The sequence below is a fragment of the Vibrio sp. 378 genome (assembly GCF_033339435.1).
Genome location: NZ_JAWOUO010000581.1, coordinates 1 through 686 on the forward strand (window position 1 = coordinate 1; position 686 = coordinate 686).

Below are 686 nucleotides of genomic sequence, written 5' to 3' on the forward strand. Positions count from 1 at the left end.
CAATATCAGAATCTGAAGCGCTTAAAGTGCCAGAGCGTTTTGCAGTACCTGTGTAGGTTTTCACCAATTTGCCTTGTGGTGTTTCTGCTGTGATCTCTAGTATCACTTTGGCATCCATTTGGTTTTCCATCACGGAATGTTTGACGTTCACTAGCGCTTCTTGAACATTCAGTTCAATTGCGTTGTTGCTGTTTAAATCAGAGTGGAAACCTTGAGATGAGAACTGTTTCTCTAAAGCTTCTTCTAATGCAATGCGTAAGTTTTGTTTCGCATGAAGCGGTAGAATGTTTGAACGACCATTATCAACCAAAGCTACGTACTGCGCTGCGCGCACGTCTTTGCTGGTCAAGCTGTATGTTTTGCCTTGTACAATAGGATTGGTGCTCAAGGTGCTTTCAGGCATTAGGTTCAGTTGCGGTTGTTGTGGCGCTGAACATGCAGCAAGCAATGCAACCGAAGCCGCGAGTAACAGTTTTTTCATTTTATTGTTCCTTGTAAACATTTTGCTCGGAGAGCTCTATTGTTTTGCGCTTAATTTAGCAGGATTTTTTGTTGCCTGTAAAATCACGAACTTATTGTTAGAAGCGATGAGTTTCACATTTTTATCGCCAAACAGACGTTTCAACTTGGCATCGTAGCCGAGGTGACGGTTTCCTATGACGAGTAACTTGCCATTTTGGTTCAAA

General features: G+C 42.3%; 2 protein-coding genes. Both read right to left on the minus strand.

Annotation, left to right across the window (positions count from 1 at the left end; genetic code table 11):
- Positions 1 to 481 (minus strand): YajG family lipoprotein (locus tag R7Q48_RS27650; protein ID WP_318133475.1); only part of this gene is annotated, 481 nt, incomplete at its 3' end.
- Between the two features lie 36 nt (positions 482 to 517).
- Positions 518 to 686, minus strand: a 169-nt coding sequence (locus R7Q48_RS27655) for a methyltransferase (RefSeq protein WP_318133477.1), incomplete at its 5' end; no start/stop codon positions are given.